At 66.2% G+C, this 18,067-nt stretch carries 16 protein-coding genes; 13 read left to right on the top strand and 3 right to left on the bottom strand.

Translation table 11 applies throughout. The features are described from left to right. The first annotated feature begins 4 nt into the window (after positions 1-4). Positions 5-496, top strand: coding sequence for a peptide deformylase (locus tag AB0O89_RS01615; protein ID WP_363493618.1), 492 nt, complete (start codon positions 5-7; stop codon positions 494-496). 22 nt (positions 497-518) lie between these two features. Here the strand turns inward: AB0O89_RS01615 and AB0O89_RS01610 are convergent, their stop codons facing one another. Then, positions 519-2,345 carry a long-chain fatty acid--CoA ligase gene (locus AB0O89_RS01610; protein ID WP_363493616.1) on the bottom strand — a complete coding sequence of 609 codons (1,827 nt, stop codon included), beginning with the start codon at positions 2,343-2,345 and terminating at the stop codon, positions 519-521. Positions 2,346-2,544: 199 nt separating this feature from the next. Between AB0O89_RS01610 and AB0O89_RS01605 the strand changes: the two genes are divergently transcribed. Both AB0O89_RS01605 and AB0O89_RS01600 read left to right on the top strand, forming a co-directional pair. Further along, on the top strand, positions 2,545-3,258 hold the full coding sequence (locus AB0O89_RS01605) for a lysophospholipid acyltransferase family protein (protein ID WP_363493614.1): 714 nt from the start codon (positions 2,545-2,547) through the stop codon (positions 3,256-3,258). A gap of 4 nt (positions 3,259-3,262) precedes the next feature. After that, positions 3,263-4,600, top strand: coding sequence for a class II 3-deoxy-7-phosphoheptulonate synthase (locus tag AB0O89_RS01600; RefSeq protein WP_363493612.1), 1,338 nt, complete (start codon positions 3,263-3,265; stop codon positions 4,598-4,600). 39 nt (positions 4,601-4,639) lie between these two features. Here AB0O89_RS01600 and pknB read toward each other — a convergent pair whose 3' ends face one another. Continuing rightward, a complete protein-coding gene (gene pknB / locus AB0O89_RS01595) occupies positions 4,640-6,613 on the bottom strand; it encodes a Stk1 family PASTA domain-containing Ser/Thr kinase (RefSeq protein ID WP_363493610.1) in 1,974 nt (657 codons plus the stop codon). Positions 6,614-6,730: 117 nt separating this feature from the next. Here pknB and AB0O89_RS01590 point away from each other — a divergent pair, with 117 nt between their 5' ends. Further along, positions 6,731-7,087: an Rv2175c family DNA-binding protein gene (locus AB0O89_RS01590; RefSeq protein WP_363493608.1), complete on the top strand. Its 357-nt coding sequence runs from the start codon at positions 6,731-6,733 to the stop codon at positions 7,085-7,087. 22 nt (positions 7,088-7,109) lie between these two features. On the opposite strand, the gene AB0O89_RS01585 is transcribed toward AB0O89_RS01590, so the two are convergent. Further along, positions 7,110-8,204, bottom strand: coding sequence for a polyprenyl synthetase family protein (locus AB0O89_RS01585; RefSeq protein ID WP_363493606.1), 1,095 nt, complete (start codon positions 8,202-8,204; stop codon positions 7,110-7,112). Between the two features lie 66 nt (positions 8,205-8,270). Here AB0O89_RS01585 and AB0O89_RS01580 point away from each other — a divergent pair, with 66 nt between their 5' ends. The 9 genes from AB0O89_RS01580 to ftsW all read left to right on the top strand — a co-directional run bounded on the left by AB0O89_RS01580 (position 8,271) and on the right by ftsW (position 18,047). Next, complete coding sequence (locus AB0O89_RS01580; protein WP_363493604.1) at positions 8,271-8,636, top strand: DUF3040 domain-containing protein; 366 nt, start codon at positions 8,271-8,273, stop codon at positions 8,634-8,636. Between the two features lie 283 nt (positions 8,637-8,919). After that, a complete protein-coding gene (gene mraZ / locus AB0O89_RS01575) occupies positions 8,920-9,351 on the top strand; it encodes a division/cell wall cluster transcriptional repressor MraZ (protein ID WP_363493602.1) in 432 nt (143 codons plus the stop codon). Between the two features lie 99 nt (positions 9,352-9,450). Further along, positions 9,451-10,404, top strand: a complete 954-nt coding sequence (rsmH, locus tag AB0O89_RS01570) for a 16S rRNA (cytosine(1402)-N(4))-methyltransferase RsmH (RefSeq protein WP_363493675.1) — start codon at positions 9,451-9,453, stop codon at positions 10,402-10,404. Then, positions 10,401-10,988: a hypothetical protein gene (locus AB0O89_RS01565; protein WP_363493600.1), complete on the top strand. Its 588-nt coding sequence runs from the start codon at positions 10,401-10,403 to the stop codon at positions 10,986-10,988. The genes rsmH and AB0O89_RS01565 overlap by 4 nt, the downstream gene beginning before the upstream one ends. Further along, complete coding sequence (locus AB0O89_RS01560; RefSeq protein WP_363493598.1) at positions 10,985-12,769, top strand: penicillin-binding protein 2; 1,785 nt, start codon at positions 10,985-10,987, stop codon at positions 12,767-12,769. The genes AB0O89_RS01565 and AB0O89_RS01560 overlap by 4 nt, the downstream gene beginning before the upstream one ends. Positions 12,770-12,792: 23 nt before the next feature. Then, entirely contained in the window at positions 12,793-14,205 is a 1,413-nt protein-coding gene (gene murF / locus AB0O89_RS01555) for a UDP-N-acetylmuramoyl-tripeptide--D-alanyl-D-alanine ligase (RefSeq protein WP_363493596.1), read from the top strand. Beyond that, complete coding sequence (gene mraY / locus AB0O89_RS01550) at positions 14,202-15,311, top strand: phospho-N-acetylmuramoyl-pentapeptide-transferase (RefSeq protein WP_363493594.1); 1,110 nt, start codon at positions 14,202-14,204, stop codon at positions 15,309-15,311. Before murF ends, mraY begins: the two co-directional genes overlap by 4 nt. Next, the gene (gene murD / locus AB0O89_RS01545; protein ID WP_363493673.1) at positions 15,308-16,858 is read left to right on the top strand and encodes a UDP-N-acetylmuramoyl-L-alanine--D-glutamate ligase; all 1,551 of its coding nucleotides are present in this window, start codon (positions 15,308-15,310) and stop codon (positions 16,856-16,858) included. The genes mraY and murD overlap by 4 nt, the downstream gene beginning before the upstream one ends. After that, complete coding sequence (gene ftsW / locus AB0O89_RS01540; protein WP_363493592.1) at positions 16,815-18,047, top strand: putative lipid II flippase FtsW; 1,233 nt, start codon at positions 16,815-16,817, stop codon at positions 18,045-18,047. The genes murD and ftsW overlap by 44 nt, the downstream gene beginning before the upstream one ends. The last annotated feature ends 20 nt before the right edge of the window (positions 18,048-18,067 follow it).

Here is an 18,067-nt window from a genome sequence, read left to right as displayed (position 1 = left end):
TCCCATGGCAGTTCGTCCGATCCGGGTGTTCGGCGACCCCGTCCTGAAATCGCCCAGCGCTCCGATCGACGTGATCGACGAGGGAACCGCGGCGCTTGTCACCGACCTGCTCGACACCGTGGCCCTACCGGGGCGCGCGGGAGTGGCCGCCCCCCAGATCGGGGTGGGCCTGCGCGCGTTCAGCTACAACGTGGACGGCGAGATCGGCTACGTCCTGAACCCCGTGCTCGTGTCGGTGTCGGGGGAGCCCGAGCTCGTGGGCGAAGGATGCCTGTCGGTGCCGGGGTTGTGGCACGACACCCTGCGTTATCCGCACGCTGTCGTTCACGGCATCGATCTCGACGGCAATCCCGTGGTGCTCGAGGGCGAGGGACTCATGGCTCAGGCGCTGCAGCACGAGACCGATCACCTCGACGGGACGCTCTACCTCGACCGGCTGGACCCCGCGCGTCGCAAGCAAGCGATGCGCGAGGTCCGCGAGTCGGACTGGTTCTAGGCCCGCCGGACGGCGTGGCCGGTCAGGACAGCGACAGGTTCGACGTCGAGACCGGAACCGAGTACAGCTCCTCGATGTGGTCGCCGAAGTCGGCCATGATCACATTGCGCTTGATGCTCATCTTCGGAGTCAGGTGCCCGCTAGCTTCGGTCCATTCCGTGGGCAGGATGATGAACTTGCGGATCGACTCGGCGCGCGAGACGAACGCGTTGGCGCGGTCGATGGCCTTCTGCACCTCGGCGCGGACGGCGTCGTTAGTTGCCGCTTCCTCGAGCGAGATGTCGCTCGGCAGACCGTTGTTGGACAGCCACGTCGGCAGCATCTCGGGGTCGAGGGTTACCAGGGCCGAGATGAACGGCTTCTGATCGCCGACGACCACGACCTGCCCGACGATCGGGTTCGCCCGAATCGGGTCCTCCAGCGCGGCCGGAGCGACATTCTTGCCACCCGCGGTGACGATGATCTCCTTCTTGCGGCCGGTGATCCGCAGGAAGCCGTCCTTGTCGAAAGCACCGATGTCGCCGGTCTTGAACCACTCGCCATCGAATGCAGCAGCTGTGGCGTCGTGGTTGCGCCAATACTCCTGGAAGACGTTGATGCCGCGCACCTCGATCTCGCCATCGTCCGCGATTCGCACGCCCACGCCCGGGAGCACCGGACCGACAGTTCCGATCCGGGACTTCCCGGGCAGGTTCACCGTCGCGGGCGCCGTGGTCTCGGTCAAGCCGTAGCCTTCGAGAATGTCGACGCCGAGGCTGTGGAAGAAGTGGCCGAGGCGCTCACCCAGCGGGGCGGAACCCGATACGGCATACTCGACGCGGCCGCCCATCGCCTCGCGGAGCTTGGAGTAGACGAGCTTGTCGAACAGGCGGAACTTCAGGCCCATCATGAACGGGACCTTGCGCCCTTCCTGCACGTACTTGGAGTGCTCGATCGCGGTGTGGGCTGCGGCTCGGAAGATCTTGCCCTTGCCGCCGGCCTCTGCCTTCTGCTCGGCCGAGTTGTAGACCTTCTCGAACACGCGCGGCACCGCCAGCAGGTAGCTGGGCTTGAAGGAGCCGAGCGCCGGAAGCAGCTGCTTCGTGTCGGGCTGGTGACCGGTCTTGACGCCCGCGTGGACATTCAGCATGGAGATGAACCGCGCAAATATGTGCGCCGTCGTGATGAACAGCAGGGTCGACGCGCCAGGCTTGGCGACGACCTCCTTCAACGCCTCGGCGGAGTTGCGAGAGAGCTCGACGAAGTTGCTGTGGGTCAGCACACAGCCCTTGGGGCGTCCGGTCGAGCCGGACGTGTAGATCAGCGTCGCGATGTCGGCGCCCACAGCAAGCGACCGGCGTCGCTCGATCTCGTCATCCGTGACGGACTTGCCCTGCTCGACGAGAGCGTCAAGGTCGCCCTTGTGCATCGCCCACGTCGATCGCACGTTCGGGAGCTCAGCGAGCGCCTCCTGCAGTCGAGCCTCATGATCGGCGGACTCGCAGATGCAGGCAACGGCGCCCGAATCCGAGAGGTTCCACGCGATCTGGGTGGGGGAGCTGGTCTCATAAATCGGGACCATGACAGCCCCCGCGAAGAAGATCGCGAAGTCCACCAGAGTCCACTCGTACGTCGTACGCGCGATAAAGCCGACCTTGTCGCCGGGCTCGATGCCACCGGCGACCAACCCCTTCGCGAGTGCGACGACCTGGTTCAGGAAGTCGGATGCGGTGATGTCTCGCCATCCGGTGCCGTCGGGAACGGCGAACAGCGCCAGCTGCGGCGTCTTCTTCACCCGTTCCACGAGCAGATCGGTGACATTGGCCTGCGGATCGGGGGCCACGACCGCGGGGGTATCGAACTGAACCACGGCAACTCCTTCGGTACCGGTGAAAAGCGGATCGGTTGACCGCCAATGCTACCTGATGAGACTCGATCTCAGGGGGGATGGAACCACGTTCCACTCCGGGTCCTGCTGCTTCTTTCCGGGTTCACCGTGGTCGCAGCAGGATAGGAGGGCGTGACTAGACTTCAGAGGCGTCGGCGACGGGGAAAGGAGCGTGCGAGCGGTGTTCTACTGGCTCATGAAGTACGTGGTCATCGGCCCCATCGTCAAGGCGATCTTCCGCCCCTGGATCGTGGGTCGTCGCAACATCCCCAAGACCGGGGCCGCGATCCTCGCGAGCAACCACCTCTCTTTCGCCGACTCGATCTTCCTGCCCCTGATGATCGACCGTCCCGTCACCTTCCTCGCCAAGAGTGACTACTTCACCGGCAAAGGGATCAAGGGCTGGGCGACCCGCGTCTTCTTCAAGGCGACCGGACAGCTGCCCATCGACCGCTCCGGCGGGAAGGCATCCGAGGCATCCCTCAACACGGGACTTCAGGTCCTCGGCAGGGGAGACCTTCTGGGCATCTACCCGGAGGGCACCCGCAGCCCCGACGGGCAGCTCTACCGCGGGCGCACGGGTATCGCCAGGATGGCCCTCGAAGCACGGGTCCCTGTCGTTCCGTGCGTCATGGTAGACACCGACACGATGATGCCGATCGGTCAGCGCGTTCCCAACGTCGTGCGCGTTGGCGTCGTCATCGGCGAACCCCTCGATTTCTCCCGCTTTCACGGAATGGAGGGGGATCGCTACATCCTCCGTTCCATTACCGACGAGATCATGGTGGCGCTGCAGCGTCTGGGGGAGCAGAAGTACGACGACGTGTATGCCTCGACGGTGAAGGACCGCGCTGTGCCGGCGCGGGCTGAGCAGGTTCCCGCCCCGATAGACTGAGCGGATGCTCCTCAAGACCGACCCGCTCGACCACTGGCGTACGCTCCCGATCAAGCAGCAGCCGTCGTGGTATGCGCCGGAGGCCGCTGCCGAGGTATCGGCTGAACTCGCGACGCTTCCGCCGCTGGTCTTTGCCGGTGAGGTCGACATCCTTCGTGAGAAGCTCGGCCGTGCCGCCGCGGGTCAGGCATTCCTGCTGCAGGGCGGCGACTGCGCCGAGACCTTCGCCGGCGCGACCGCCGAACAGATCCGCAATCGCATCAAGACTGTGCTGCAGATGGCAGTCGTCCTGACCTACGGCGCCTCCATGCCGGTCGTCAAGATGGGGCGCATGGCCGGGCAGTTCGCAAAGCCCCGCTCTTCCGACACCGAAACCCGCGGGGATGTCACGCTTCCCGCGTACCGCGGCGACATCGTCAACGGATATGACTTCACCGAGGCGTCGCGACGAGCGGACCCGGCACGGATGCTGAAGGCGTACCACACGTCGGCATCGACACTGAACCTCATCCGCGCGTTCACGCAGGGTGGGTTCGCGGACCTTCGTGAGGTGCACAGCTGGAACAAGGGCTTCGCGCAGAACCCCGCGAACCAGCGCTACGAGCGCCTGGCAACCGAGATCGATCGCGCCATCAAGTTCATGGAAGCTGCCGGCGCCGACTTCGACGAGTTGCGACGCGTCGAGTTCTACACCGGCCACGAGGGCTTGCTCATGGACTACGAGCGCCCCATGACCCGGATCGACTCCCGAACCGGGACCCCGTACAACACGTCGAGCCACTTCCTGTGGATCGGGGAGCGCACCCGCGAGCTCGACGGCGCGCACGTCGACTACTTCTCGCGCATCCGCAACCCCATCGGGGTTAAGCTCGGCCCCACGACGACGCCCGAGACCGCGCTGGCCCTGATCGACAAGCTCGATCCGGAGCGCGAGCCCGGTCGCCTGACCTTCATCACCCGCATGGGTGCTGGCAAGATCCGCGATGCCCTTCCCCCGCTGTTGGAGGCAATCAAGGCATCCGGTGCGACGCCCCTGTGGGTCACCGACCCCATGCACGGCAACGGCATCACGTCGCAGACGGGCTACAAGACCCGCCGCTTCGATGACGTGGTCGACGAGGTGCGCGGCTTCTTCGAGGCTCACCGCGCTGTCGGGACGCACCCGGGCGGCATCCATGTCGAACTGACCGGGGATGACGTCACCGAGTGCCTCGGTGGCTCCGAGATGATCGACGAAGCAGGTCTGGCGACTCGCTACGAGTCACTGTGCGACCCACGACTGAACCACATGCAGTCTCTGGAGCTCGCGTTCCTCGTGGCCGAGGAGCTCGAGAAGCGCTAAGCGCGTTCGGGTGCTCGTCGATAAAGGCGGGGTAGCGAATCAGTTGTTTCGGTTGTTTCCGCTGTTTCCGTTAGATGAGCTGCCCAGCGTGAGCCCAGTGAACGTGACCTTCGACCCAGGGGGTTCGAGCGCCCCAGCGGCGGGATCCGTGCCGGTCACTGTGTAGAGGTCCCAGAACACCTTGGGCGGCAGCGCATCAGTGCTTACTTCGAAGCCTCGGCCCGAGAGGATTGACACGGCGGAGTTGATGGTCTCGCCGCCCACGTCTGGGACCTCGACCGGCTGAACACCCTTGGACACGATGAGTGTCACTGTCTCGCCGGGCCGCCACTGCCCGCCATCTGGATGCTCGGCGATGCCAATGACCTCGCCTTTTGCGATGTCGTTGTCGTACTGCTCGACGCGCTCGTCCGACACAGTCAGGCGCGCGGCTTCAAGAGTTTGGGTCGCGGAGCTCACCGACATGCCGCGGACGTCGGGAATCGGGCCCAGCGAAACGGTCAGCGTGACGGTATCGCCCTCGAAGACGGTGCACCCGTTCGTGCAGTCCTGCGGGTCTCCGCCCAGGCGTGGAGTGACGGACACGGCAACGACCGTCCCAGCCGCGGCATCGGTGAACATCTCAGCATCTGGTTCGGTGACGATCAGCTGATACCCCGACAGCGTGGTGCGGGCATCGGAGGCGGGCTGGCCCACGACCGAGGGAAGGTCGTGCTGAGCAGGGCCGAGCGACACGATCACCTTGACCGTCGACTCCTTGTCGACCCGGTTGCCAGCCGGGGGATCGGTGCGGATGACCAGCCCCTCATCGACCTCGAGGCTGTTCTCACCCACCTGCTCGGGAACGAGGTTCTGGGCCTTGATCGCCGCAGCCGCGCCGTCGTAGTCCATTCCGGCCACGGTGGGGACGGAGACCTGGGAGCCGGGGCCGGACCCGAACCACCATCCGATTCCCGCGGCGAGGGCAGCGAGAAGGATGACGACGGTGACGATCCAGGCGGTGCGCGCACCCTGACGGTTCGCTGATCGCCGGAGGCGTGCCGCGTTGTCGACTTCGGCATGCACGGCCGTCGCGCCGGTAGTGGCGGGTAGGACCTTGGTCAGTTCGCTCGGATCGTCGCGATCAATCATCCCGGTTGTCGCTGCCGTGACGACCTGCGGTGAGATGCCGAGGCTGCGCTCGATCTCGCGCAGCCGCTGCAGCATCTCCATTGCGTCGGCGGGGCGATCGTCGGGCTTCTTCTCAGTCGACCACAGCACCAACTCGTCGAGTTGCTCGGGGACACCCGGGTTCTTGACGCTCGGTCGCGGCACCGAGTCCGTGGCGTGCTGGAAGGCGATCTGCATCGGCTGTTCACCGCGATACGGCTGCTCGCCCGTGAGCATCTCGTAGAGCATGATCCCGAGGCTGTAGATGTCGCTGCGCGCATCCGCGGTTCCCCGGGTCACCAGTTCAGGGGCAAGGTATGCGATCGTGCCCATCAACTGAGCGCCGGTCGCGGTGTTCGCGGTCGTCGCGCGCGCGAGGCCGAAGTCACCGATCTTGATGCGCCCGTCCTCGGCCAGCAGCACGTTCTCGGGCTTGACGTCGCGATGGATGATGCCGGCACGGTGGGCGGCGGCAAGACCGGAGAGTACGGCATCCATGATCGAGATCGTCTGCGGCACCGTCAGCCGCTTCTCTTCGCGAAGTAGCTCGCGCAGGGTGATGCCGGGGAGGTACTCCATCACGAGGTAAGCGATCTCGCCGTCGCTGCCCTGATCGAACACGTTCACGACGTGCGGGTCTGCGAGCCGCGCGGCCGCCCGGGCTTCCTGGATGAACCGGCTCTGGAAGACCGTGTCATCGCTCAAGTGCCCGTGCATGACCTTGAGCGCGACGCGGCGCTCGAGGCGCAAGTCGGTCGCGACATAGACAGTGGCCATGCCGCCACGAGCGATTCGGGCGCGCACCCGGTATCGGCCGTCGACGAGACGGCCGATCAGAGGATCGGTTTGCGCGCTGGTGCTCACGCACCGAGTCTACGGAGCGCGAGCGGCCCGGCCTGGGAGCGGCTCACAGAAGCGGATGAGCAGTATCGGGCGTCGATCGGTCGGCGCCGCGGTCGGGATGCGGCTCATGGTGAGATCATGGCTGTCGTGACCACCCCATCTCCTGCTACCGAAACCGCTTGGCTCACGATGCCCGAACTCGTCGAGGTCCTCGGCGAACCGCTCGGCCGCGTGCGTCGACTTCTGGACGAGTCACAGCTCATCGGGTCCAAGCGCCACGGCGCCTTCGCGGTGCCCGCCGTCTTCATCGTGGACGGTCATCCGCTACCGTCGCTGCGCGGCACGATCATCGTGCTGCACGACGCCGGCTTCACCGACGACGAAGCGATCGACTGGATGCTCGCACCCGAGGAATCGATCGGTGTGGCACCCATCGAGGCGCTGCGGGCGGGGCGCAAGAGCGAGGTTCGGCGGGTAGCCCAGACGCTCGCCTAAGAGTGAGATCTGCGGTTCGCGCTCAGGTCGTGCGCACCGTCGCTGCGCGGGCAAGTTCTCGCAGCTCGCTCACGGAGCGGTTGCCCAGCGGTGCACCCGACAGTGCGCGTTCGGCAGTCCGCGTGTAGTCGAGGATGAGGTTCTCGACCCGATCCAGCGCTCCGGTCTCCCGTATCGTCTGCTGCATCGCCGCGATCTGGTCGGGTTCGAGAGACGGGTCGCCGAGCATCTCATCGAACAGCCGGCGCGATCCGGAGGGGAGCGCTTCGCGCGTGTAAGCGACCAGCACCGTGCGCTTACCTTCGCGAAGATCGTCGCCGGCGGGTTTGCCTGTTGATTCGGCGTCACCGAAGACACCCAGGACGTCATCGCGCAGCTGAAAGGCCATCCCGACCGGGTGCCCGAACGCGACGAGGGCGGCCTGCTGCGCTGTGTCAGCTCCGGCGATCGCCCCACCGATGACCAGGGGCTGCTGGATGCTGTACCTTGCCGACTTCAGCGATGCCACCCGCAGCGCGCGCTCGGCGTGGCGATCGTCGGCATCCGTCACGTACGCCGACTCCTCTGCGACGTCCAAGAACTGCCCGATCGTCACTTCGCGACGCATCAGTGCGAACTCTCGGCGACCGGCGGCTGCGGCTGTCGGGGCTGCCAGAGCAAGGCCCTCCTCGAGGAGGTCGTCGCTCCACGCGACCAGAAGATCGCCGAGCAGGAGCGCGCCCGACCGACCGAAGCGGGCGGAATCGCCGACCCAGCCGCGCTCGCGGTGGGCGGTTTCAAGGGCGCGGTGGGATGCCGGACGGCCACGTCGCGTGTCGGAGTTGTCGACGATGTCGTCGTGCACGAGGGCAGCTGCGTGGAAAACCTCCAGTGCCGCCGCCACGGCCAACACGTCTTCGGTCGGCTCCAGTTCGGCGCCAGAATGCTCCCGAACCGCACGCCATCCGGCAAAGCAGAACCGCGCGCGCAGCCGCTTTCCGCCGCGAACGGACTCGGCGGCAGCGCCGTGGAGGAGCAGCGCCTCATCACCGAAGAGCTCTGACTCGGCCTCCCGCGCTGCCAAGAAGTCCTCGACTCGCTGAGAAACTGCCCCGACCGGATCACTACCTATTGACACGGGCCTAGCCTAGTAATCGACGGCGCGCGTAGAATCGTGCCACCGATCCAGCCCGAGGGGGATCTCATGCCACTCTCCGAACAGGAGCAGCGTCTGCTCGACGAGATGGAGCGCCATCTCATGCGCAACGACGCCGATGTCGTTTCGGCGTCCAGCGGCGGTGGTCTTTCCTATCGCAATGTCGTGTACGGCACGATCCTCGTCCTCGCGGGCATCGGTGCCCTCATCGTCGGTGTCGCGATGCAGCTGATCGTCGTCGGTGTTCTCGGGTTCCTTGCGATGATCGCCGGCGTCATCGTCGCCGTTACGCCCGCCAAGCGCGTGGGACCCGAGCCCGAGCGCGCTGACCAGCGTCCCGCCGCGACCCGCACGAGCGCCAGCTTCATGGACCGCATGAACGAGCGCTGGGACCGCCGCCAGGAAGGCCGTTGATCGGCTGAGGCTCTGCCCTCCACTGCGCTCCACCGCCTGACTCCCCACCTCTCCACCGCCCTCTGACGGGCCATCGAACGCCGACCTCCGGGTCGGCGTTTCGTCGTTAACCGCGCGGTTTCGGCATCCAGTGGATCCCGCCTTCCCGTCAGGATTTGTCGCGCCCGGGCGCGGAGAGACGCGCCAGGGGAGTGCTGTGGCAGGAATGTGGTGACAAAGTGGAGGGAAGTGGAGTAAAGTGGCGTGCAACCTGGAGGGGCCGGACGAAGGGGGGTGACGCGGGATGTTGCTGGGGACTCACACTCCGAAGCTCGACGACAAAGGACGCGTCATCTTGCCGTCCAAGTTCCGCGACGATCTCGGCGCCGGCATCGTCGTGACCCGCGGCCAGGAACGCTGCCTCTACGTCTTCTCGGCCGCAGAGTTCGAGCGCGTCCATGAGCGCATCCGCGAAGCGCCCTTGACGAACAAGCAGGCGCGCGACTTTCTGCGCATGTTCCTCTCGGGCGCGAGCGCTGAGACCCCCGACAGCCAGAACCGCATCACCATCCCGCCTCCGCTGCGTGCCTACGCCGGGCTTGAGCGCGAGCTCGTGGTCACGGGTGTCGGCGCTCACGCGGAGATCTGGGATGCGCAGGCCTGGAACGACTACCTCGAAGGAAACGAAGCCGCCTACTCGGAGATGGAGCAGGAGGTGATCCCTGGCCTGTTCTGACCCTCGGTTGTGATGCCCATCTGCGGGGCCCTGACGCACTTCCCCGGCGCCAGGTCTTCAGCGGATGGGGATCAGAGCCCAGTGGTCCGGCCCGACATCATGGACCTGCGCGACATCCACACCCCCGTCCTGCTCGAGCGCTGCATCGAGTTGCTCGCTCCCGCGCTCGCAGGCCAGAGCCCGGTCGTCGTCGACGCCACCCTCGGCATGGGCGGCCACACCGAGGCGCTCCTGGAACGGTTCCCCGCGCTCACGGTGATCGGGCTCGACCGCGACACCGACGCTCTGCGCATCGCCTCTGAGCGGCTCGCCCGGTTCGGTGACCGACTGCGCCCGGTGCACACCGTGTACGACGGCATCGCCGGCGCGATCGAACGCTCCGGCTTCACACGCGTGAATGGCATCCTGTTCGATCTCGGTGTCTCGTCGCTGCAGCTGGATGTCGCCGACCGCGGGTTCGCGTACGCCCAGGATGCGCCGCTGGACATGCGGATGGACCAGTCCGGGGGAGTGACAGCCGCAACCGTGCTCGCGACGTACGGCGAAGGCGACCTGCGCCGGATCTTCGAGCGGTACGGCGAAGAGAAGCTTGCGGGACGCTACGCCCGGGCCATTATCCAGGCGCGGGGCGAGCAGCCCATCGAGCGGTCGGGTCAGCTCGTCGACATCCTGCAGGACGCGACTCCCGCTGCCCTGAAGAACGCCGGTCATCCTGCCAAGCGGGTGTTCCAAGCCCTGCGCATCGAGGTGAACGCGGAGCTTGCGGCCCTCGAGACGGCACTTCCCGCCGCCCTCGAGGCGTTGACAGTCGGCGGACGCCTCGTCGTCATGTCGTACCAGTCCCTCGAGGACCGCCTGGTCAAGCGCGTCCTCGCCCAGGCGGTCCGCTCGACAGCCCCCGCGGGCCTACCCGTAGAACTCCCCGAGCACGCCCCCCAGTTCCGTCTCATCGTCAAGGGCGCCGAAATGGCCTCCGACGACGAGAAGCTACGCAATCCCCGTGCCACGCCCGTGCGGCTGCGCGCGGCCGAACGAGTGAAGGATGCCGCATGAGCGCGGACCTGCTGGCAGCCCTCGATGAGTTCGCCCCGAGTACCCGGCCGGCCGATGACCGTGCGCCGCGCCTTCGCCCGGTCGAGCAGGCTGCAGCGCGACGCCGTCCGCGTCTGGCGTACGGCATCGTCGCGGTTCTCGGGGCTGCGGCGATCGTCGCCGCGCAGATGGTCGTGTCGATTCTGACCACGCAGGACACCTACGCGATCTCGACTCTCACCTCGCAGCAGCGACAACTCACGTGGGACCGGCAGATCCTCTACGACGAAGTCGCAGGTCTCAGCTCGCCGCAGTACCTCGCGGCAAACGCGTCGGCCCTGGGTATGGTCATCAGCGAAGCGCCAACTTTCCTCCGCCTGTCGGACGGAGCCTTGGTCGGAGCCTCGCAGGCCGCAGGCTGGCAGTCATCGATCGACGCAGTCGGAAGGGGAGCAGTGGCCAACGCCCTCATCACCCAGACGCCCCTGGTCACCGACCCCGCCGCAACCATCGAAGGGACTCCCGTCGAGGTCACGGACGAGACCGGGCAGTCGGTCATCCCGCCAGCGCTCACCGACGGTCTACCGACCCCCACGACGCGATGACCGGACGCAGCACCCGCAGCCCTCGGCGTCGCACCGTCGTCGCCATGTTCATCGTTTTGGCAGTCATCGGGGCCTTCGTCATCCGTCTTGTCGACATTCAGGTCGTCAACGCCAACGATCACATCGAGCAGTCTCTCGAGCTCGGCCTGTCGAGTTCGCAGAAGACCTACGGGACCCGCGGCACCATTGTCGATGAGAACGGTGCGACCCTCGCCGGCAGCATCGTGCTCTACGACGCACAGCTGGACCCCAAACTCGTCGGCCCGATCGACCGTGAGGTCGACGGTGAGACGGTGAAGGTTCCGTGGGAGACGATCTCGGCCGAGATCGGCGCCGTGACGGGTCAGACTGCTGAAGAGATCCAGGCGATCGTTACCGCGGCCCTGGCGGAAAACCCCGAAAGCAGATACGCGATGCTCACGCGCGGTCTGACGACGGCGCAGTACCGGGAGCTCGCGGATATGAAGATCCCGTACCTCGCGTTTGTTGCGCATCCTGCTCGCACATACCCGGATGGTGCAGTCGCCGGCAACCTCGTCGGCTTCGTCGGGTCCGACGGCACCCCGCTGGCGGGACTCGAAGTTTCCCAGGACGGATGTCTCGCCTCGACCGACGGCGAGATCCGCTACCAGCGCGGCGGCGACGGTGTCGTCATCCCGGGAACGATGACCGAGAAGCCCGCCGTCGACGGCGGAACGCTGCAACTCACCATCAACCGCGACCTCGAGTGGTACCTGCAGCAGCTGATCGCTGAGCAGACGCAGAATACGGGAGCCAAGGCTGGTTCGATCTTCGTCGTCGAGGTCAAGACCGGCGCGATCCGTGCGGCAGCCGAGTACCCGACCGTCGATCCGAACGCTCCGACTGCCGTTGAGGAATCCGATCGCGCGAGCCGGATCTTCCGCAACACCTTCGAGCCGGGGTCGACCTTCAAGGCGCTCTCGGCGGCGATGCTCGTCGACTCCGGTACCGCCAACCCGTTCTCGGTCGTCCACGTGCCCTTCCGGCAGACCTTCGACAACGGTGCGAGCGTGCGCGACGATCTGCAGCACCCGGATTACGACTACACCCTCAACGGCGTGCTCGTGAACTCCTCGAACGTCGGTATCTCCACGTTCGCCGGGATGATGAGCGACCAGGCTCGTTATGACTACTTCACGAAGTTCGGAATTGGGCAGGGCACGGATGTCGACTTCCTCGGCGAGGCGAACGGCCTCGTTCGTGACCCGAGCCAGTGGGACAACCAGACGAAGTACAACACCGCCTACGGTCAGGGTCTGACGACGACGGTGCCCGAGCTCGCGAACGCCTATCAGGCGATTGCCAACGGTGGACTGAAGCTGCCGCTGCGACTCGTCGAGTCCTGTACGGCTGCTGACGGCACGGTCACGACCCCAGACAACGGCGAGCCGACGCAGGTCATCAGTCCCGAGGCGGCCCGTCAGGTCACCGACATGCTCGAAAACGTCGCCACGAAGGGTTCGGTCTCTGAGAAGGTCGGCATCGCCGGGTACCGGATCGCGCTCAAGACCGGAACGGCAGAAAAGGTCGACCCCGGTGCCGGCACCTACAAGGTCGGTTCGTACTTCACGACGATCGCGGGCTTTGCTCCTGCCGACGATCCCCAGTACGTCGTCGTGGTGACGCTCGACGAGCCGACCACGATAAAGTCGTCTAGTGCCAACGCTCCGGCGTTCCGTGAGGCGATGACCCAGGTGCTCAAGACCTACCGGATCATGCCTTCGAACTCCGCCTCACCCGATCTTCCGACTTTCGGCTGATCTCGACGGCACGCTTCCTGCGCATGATCAGTCTGACTCTGTCCCGAATAGCCGATGTCCTCGGCGGAAACCTCGTCCTTCGTGGCGCCGATTCCGCGGACACGGTGGTTTCGGGCACCGTCGATACCGATTCTCGACTCATCGGCCCCGGCGACATCTTCGTCGCCAAACCCGGCGAGCACGCCGACGGACACGACTTCGTGCCGGCCGCGATCGAGCGAGGTGCAGTCCTCGCCATTGTGGAGCGACCGCTGGATGCCGCCATCACGCAGATCGTGGTTCCCGGGGCGGTCCACGCGTTGGCGGATCTCGCTCGCTTCGTCGTCGGCGAGGTGCGGGCGCGGGGCGCTCTGCAGATCGTCGGGATCACGGGATCGAACGGCAAGACGACCACCAAGAACATGCTGGCGCGCATCCTCGAGGCCGAGGACGAGACCGTCGCACCCCAGGCATCCTTCAACAACGAAGTCGGGGCACCGCTGACGATGCTGCGCATCACAGAAAGCACCCGCTATCTCGTCAGCGAGTTCGGGGCGAGCGCTCCGGGAGAGATTGCGCGCCTTGCCGGCCTCGTGCACCCGGACATCGGTGTCGTCCTCATGGTCGGGATGGCGCACGCCGGCGGGTTCGGTGGCATTGAGTCGACTTTCGTCGAGAAGTCGCAGCTGATCCACGCCGTCCGGCCCGGAGGCATTGCGGTGTTGAACGCGGATGATCCGCGCGTTGCCGCGATGGCCGGTATCGCCGCCGAGCGTGGTGCGACAGTCCGCTGGTTCGGGCGCTCCTCGGCAGCCGAAGTACGTGCCGAGGACGTCGAAGTCACGCCCGAGGGAACGCGATTCCGACTGCTCGTTGACGGCGGAGAGTTCCCCGTGGTGCTCCGCGTGCTCGGCGAGCACCACGTCATGAACGCGCTGGCCGCGATCGCCACCGCGACAAGGCTCGGCATCCGTCCCGAAGCCTGCATCGAGCGGCTCGAGGCGATGGAGTTGGCAGAGCGGTGGCGGATGCAGCCGATGGGCTCCGAGCGCGTCCGCATCATCAACGACGCCTACAACGCGAGCCCCGACTCCATGGCCGCGGCGCTGCGTACACTCGCGCAGATCACGACACCGGATCAGCGCACCGTCGCCGTTCTCGGCGCGATGAGCGAACTCGGCGAATACGCGGGGGAGGAGCACGACCGCGTCGGTCTTCTCGCAGTGCGGCTGCGCATCCAGCGGATCGTCGTCATCGGCTCTGCTGCGCGTCGACTGTACCTCTCGGCGATCAGCGAGGGGTCGTGGGACGGTGAGGCGGTCTTCTTCGAGACAGCCGATGAGGCCTATGACTACCTGATGACCGAGCTGCGCGACGGCGATCGGGTGCTGGTGAAATCGTCCAACTCCGCGGGCCTGCGGCACCTCGGCGACCGTCTGGGAGAATCCTTCTCGTGAGATCCCTCCTGATGGCGTCGGCGATCGCCCTGTCGTTCTCGCTCTTTCTCACACCGGTGTTCCTGCGCCTGTTCCGCCGGTGGGGCTGGGGTCAGGTCATCCGCACACCCGAGGCTGGCAACAACCCTCAGCACGGGTTCAAGCGAGGCACCCCCACGATGGGTGGCGTCATCTTCGTGGGTGGAACGACGATCGCGTACCTGATCGGCACCTACGCGGGCGGAAACCCGCCGACGATCTCAGGCTTCCTCGTGCTCTGGATGATGATCGGCTTCGCGCTGGTCGGATTCATCGACGACTACATGAAGTTGCGCAGCCAGCGAAGCCTCGGCCTGTCAGGCTGGCGCAAGATTGTCGGTCAGGTCATCGTCATCGTGCCGTGGGCGATCGTGGCGCTGCAGTTTCCGGATGCCCAGGGTCAGACTCCCGCAACGGCGTACGTCTCGGTCTTCCGTGACATCTCCGTGCTGAACTTCCTGGCTCTGCCGGTTGCTGTCGGCATCCTGCTCTACATCGGCTGGATCAGCTTCATCGGCGTCGCCTGGTCGAACAGCACGAACGTCACCGACGGCCTCGACGGGCTCGCCACCGGCGTGGGCGTGTTCACGGTCGGCGCCATGAGCCTCACGACGTTCTGGCAGTTCCAGCAGCGATGCGTCGGCGAGGACCTTGTCGCTGCCTACCAGCAGGCCTGCTACCAAACGAGGGATCCGCTCGACCTGACGATCATCGCGGCGACTTTTGCTGCATCGCTCGTCGGATTCCTGTGGTGGAACGCGCCGAAGGCGCAGGTCTTCATGGGGGATGTCGGGTCCATGGCGATCGGTGGTGTCATCGCCGCGGTCTCGATCCTCTCGCACACCGAGATCCTCACTGTGCTGACCGCCGGGGCGTTCATCATCGGACCGGGATCGGTCATCCTGCAGCGGGTGTACTTCAAACTCACCCGTGGCAAACGCCTCTTCCTCATGAGCCCCTTCCACCACCACCTCGAGATGCGGGGGTGGTCGGAAACCAACATCGTCATCCGGATGTGGATCATCGCCGCGGGCCTGGCGGTTACCGGCGTCGGCTTCTTCTACGTCGAATGGCTCGCGCGCACATGACCGGCGAGTCCTCGCGGCTGGATGGACTGACCAGCTGGCACGCCGACTGGCGCGGCCTGCGGGTTGCCGTCCTCGGCCTCTCGGTGACGGGCTTCTCGGTGGCCGACACGCTCGCGGAGCTCGGCGCTGACGTCCTTGTCCTGGCCGAGTCGGCTGACCCCGCGTATGAGCGCCTGCTGCCTGTCATCGGAGTGCGGTCATCGATCGGCTCGCTCAGCATCCCTCCCGTCGAGCTCGTCGACTTCGCTCCCGAGGTGGTCATCGCCTCGCCCGGTTTCAGCCCGACGCATCCGCTCGTGCGCTGGACGCTCGAAAGCGGCATCGCGCTGTGGGGGGACATCGAGCTTGCGTGGCGCGTGCGCGACAAGGTCGTGCGTCCCGGCGGCGCTCCCGCCGACTGGGTGCTGATCACCGGCACCAACGGAAAGACCACCACCACAGGGCTCGCCGCAACCATGATGGTGGCGGGGGGACTTCGAGCAGTTCCGTGCGGCAACATCGGCACGCCGATCCTGGATGCCGTCCGTGATCCGTCGGGCTTCGATGTGCTGGTCGTGGAGCTGTCCAGCCATCAGCTCTGGTACCTGAGCTTGCAGTCCTCGCCGGAGCCTGTCTCGCCCCACGCGGCAGTATGCCTGAACCTCGCCGACGACCACCTCGAGTGGCACGGATCCTTCGAGGCGTACCGGGATGCAAAGGCGCAGGTGTACGACCACACCCGCGTCGCCTGCATCTACAACAAAGCCGATCTTGCGACGCGCGAGATGGTCGAAGAAGCCGATGTCATCGAGGGGGCGCGCGCCATCGGGTTCGACCTCGGTGTTCCCGGCCCGAGCGACCTCGGCGTCGTCGACGGGATCGTCGTCGACCGCGCCTTCCTGGCCGAGCGCCACACCAGCGCTCTCGAGCTCACGACGATCGACGAGCTCCGGGAGCTCGGTCTCGCTGCGCCCCATGTCGTTGCCAACATCCTCGCCGCCAGCGCGCTTGCTCGCTCGCTCGACGTGCCGCCCGAGGCCATCGCGCGTGCGCTTCGCGAGTTCCGCCTGGATCCCCATCGGATGGAGATCGTCGCCACCGCCGCCGGCGTCACGTGGGTGGATGACTCAAAAGCGACGAACCCACACGCTGCCGCATCCTCGCTTGCTGCCTACCCCGGTGCCGTGTGGATCGTGGGGGGCCTTCTCAAGGGCGTCGACATCACCACGCTCGTCTCGACCCGGGGACGCCTCGCAAAAGCAGCGATCGTGATCGGTGACCAACGCGATGCCGTTCGCGCGGCGTTCGAGCGACACGCGCCCGACGTTCCGCTGCACGAGGTCATTGCCGATGAGACTGGGGACGTCATGGCGCAGGTCGTGGACCTGGCGATCGGACTCGTGGCCGAGGGGGATGTCGTCCTTCTCGCACCGGCTGCGGCATCCTTCGACCAGTTCGCCTCCTACGCCGACCGCGGTGAGAAGTTCGCTGCGGCAGTGAGACACCGAGTGGGAAGGGGCGAACATGGCGACACCGACGCCGATCCGTCCGCTCCCGCAGGAGCCTGACGAGCCCACACCCAAGCGCGGGCTCGCCGCCCGCGTCTCGCTCGGGTCACTCTTCCGCCCGGTTGCCGGTGAGTTCCTACTCATCTCCTCCAGCGCCGTCCTGCTGACGATCTTCGGCCTCGTGATGGTGCTCTCCGCCACCAGCGCGACGGCGACCGCCGCAGGTCAGGCGCCGTACGATGCCGTCATCAAGCAGGCGGTGTTCGCCGTGATCGGCCTGCCGCTCATGTTCATCGCCAGCCGGCTGCCGGTGAGCTTCTGGAAGCGGATCGCGTGGCCAGCCCTCATCGTCACGACCGCCTTCCAGCTCCTCGTCTTCACGCCTCTCGGCGTCGAAGACGGCGGAAATCGCAACTGGATCCTCATCGCGGGGATCCAGGCGCAACCCTCGGAGTTCCTGAAGCTCGCGCTCGCGCTGTGGCTGGGGTTCATCCTGTTCCGAAAGCGCACGCTGCTGGGGGACTGGCGGCACGTGTTCATCCCGGTGGTGCCGGTCGCCGCCGCGGTGATCGCCACGGTGCTTGCGGGCCACGATCTCGGGACAGCGATGGTGCTGTTCCTCCTCGCGCTCGGCGCCCTCTTCTTCTCGGGCGTGAAGCTGCGGGTCTTCATCATTCCGCTGCTCGGCGCCATCGTCGCGGTCGCTGCTTTGGCCGTGACCAGCCCGAACCGCATGGAGCGCATCCTCAGCGTCTTCAACACCGACTGCACGGCGGATTACCTCAGCACCTGCTACCAGCCGCTGCACGGAATCTGGGGACTCGCCGGCGGCGGCATCTTCGGCCTGGGACTTGGGAACTCGAAAGAGAAGTACGAGTGGTTGCCGGCGGCATCCAGCGACTACATCTTCGCCATCGTCGGTGAAGAGCTCGGACTCATCGGCGCGATCGTCGTGCTCGGGCTGTTCGCGATCTACGCGATCGGTGCCTTCCACATCGTCCGCAAGACTGACGACACGTTCGTGCGGATCGTTGCGGGCGCGATCACCGTGTGGATTGTCGGCCAGGCGCTGATCAACATCGGCGTCGTGCTGCGCCTGTTCCCGCCACTTGGCGTCCCCTTACCCTTCATGTCCCAGGGAGGCACGTCGTTGGTGTCGGTGCTCGTTGCCACGGGTGTGCTGCTGGCCTTCGCCCGCACGATTCCGGTGACGACGCGGCAAGCACCCCGGGCCGCGGCTCGCCGCTGAGGCCGTCGCCCGCCGACGTT

Origin of the sequence: Microbacterium sp. NPDC076895 (assembly GCF_040687115.1) — a bacterium.
Lineage (GTDB): Bacteria > Actinomycetota > Actinomycetes > Actinomycetales > Microbacteriaceae > Microbacterium.
This window is presented reverse-complemented; position numbering and strand designations above follow the sequence as displayed.

Bases quoted from the DNA above. Each gene is read 5' to 3' on its own strand.
- AB0O89_RS01615 (WP_363493618.1), top strand. From the start codon at position 5: ATGGCAGTTCGTCCGATCCGGGTGTTCGGCGACCCCGTCCTGAAATCG.
- AB0O89_RS01600 (WP_363493612.1), top strand. From the start codon at position 3,263: ATGCTCCTCAAGACCGACCCGCTCGACCACTGGCGTACGCTCCCGATC.
- AB0O89_RS01590 (WP_363493608.1), top strand. From the start codon at position 6,731: ATGGCTGTCGTGACCACCCCATCTCCTGCTACCGAAACCGCTTGGCTC.
- AB0O89_RS01580 (WP_363493604.1), top strand. From the start codon at position 8,271: ATGCCACTCTCCGAACAGGAGCAGCGTCTGCTCGACGAGATGGAGCGC.
- mraZ (WP_363493602.1), top strand. From the start codon at position 8,920: ATGTTGCTGGGGACTCACACTCCGAAGCTCGACGACAAAGGACGCGTC.
- rsmH (WP_363493675.1), top strand. From the start codon at position 9,451: ATGGACCTGCGCGACATCCACACCCCCGTCCTGCTCGAGCGCTGCATC.
- AB0O89_RS01565 (WP_363493600.1), top strand. From the start codon at position 10,401: ATGAGCGCGGACCTGCTGGCAGCCCTCGATGAGTTCGCCCCGAGTACC.
- AB0O89_RS01560 (WP_363493598.1), top strand. From the start codon at position 10,985: ATGACCGGACGCAGCACCCGCAGCCCTCGGCGTCGCACCGTCGTCGCC.
- murF (WP_363493596.1), top strand. From the start codon at position 12,793: ATGATCAGTCTGACTCTGTCCCGAATAGCCGATGTCCTCGGCGGAAAC.
- murD (WP_363493673.1), top strand. From the start codon at position 15,308: ATGACCGGCGAGTCCTCGCGGCTGGATGGACTGACCAGCTGGCACGCC.
- ftsW (WP_363493592.1), top strand. From the start codon at position 16,815: ATGGCGACACCGACGCCGATCCGTCCGCTCCCGCAGGAGCCTGACGAG.